The sequence below is a fragment of the Gluconobacter sp. P1D12_c genome (assembly GCF_018812105.1).
Taxonomy (GTDB): Bacteria; Pseudomonadota; Alphaproteobacteria; order Acetobacterales; family Acetobacteraceae; genus Gluconobacter; species Gluconobacter oxydans_A.
Map to the genome: position 1 here is coordinate 1 of NZ_JACSIQ010000214.1, position 568 is coordinate 568.

Below are 568 nucleotides of genomic sequence, written 5' to 3' on the forward strand. Positions count from 1 at the left end.
GGAACCTGTCACTGTCATAGCCCCGATCAGCCAGCATGGCTTTGGGGGGCGGGACAGACAGCTTCATCAGGGCGTCTGTGGCTTTGTAGTCCGAGACCTGGCCTCCGGTAAGGACAAAGCCAAGAGGGCATCCCTGATTGTCACATCGGACATGGATCTTGCTCGTAAAGCCGCCGCGTGATCGACCAAAAGCCTCCGAATGAGCCCCCCTTTTGCGCCCGTAGCCTGTGAATGGGCACGGACTACGGTACTGTCGACCATATGCTGCCAGTTATCGGTCAGGTCGAGGTCTATCAGGGTTTGCAGCAGAGCATCCCACACCCCCTGCTCAGCCCAACGCCGGAACCGGACATAGACCGAGTTCCATTTGCCGTAGCGCTCATGCATGTCCCGCCACGGACAGCCTGTGCGCAGAACATGCAGCATACCATTGAGAAACAGGCGGTTGTCTCCAGCTGGTCGAGCCCAACGTCCGCGCTCAGGCGGCAGAAGCGGACCAATTATCGCCCATTCCTGATCCGTCAGATCACCTCGTGCCATGCCCTCTCCACCGTACCGTCTGCGTTGA

1 protein-coding gene and 1 pseudogene are annotated in these 568 nt (G+C 59.2%); both read right to left on the reverse strand.

Features of this window, described 5'->3' with window-relative positions; genetic code table 11:
- A partial coding sequence (locus KP705_RS21460; protein WP_374195574.1) for a transposase occupies nucleotides 1–271 on the reverse strand: 271 nt, incomplete at its 3' end.
- Nucleotides 268–540, reverse strand: a pseudogene (locus KP705_RS21465) (transposase); the annotation flags it as partial. The gene KP705_RS21460 and the pseudogene KP705_RS21465, both read right to left, overlap by 4 nt.
- Nucleotides 541–568 lie beyond the last annotated feature (28 nt).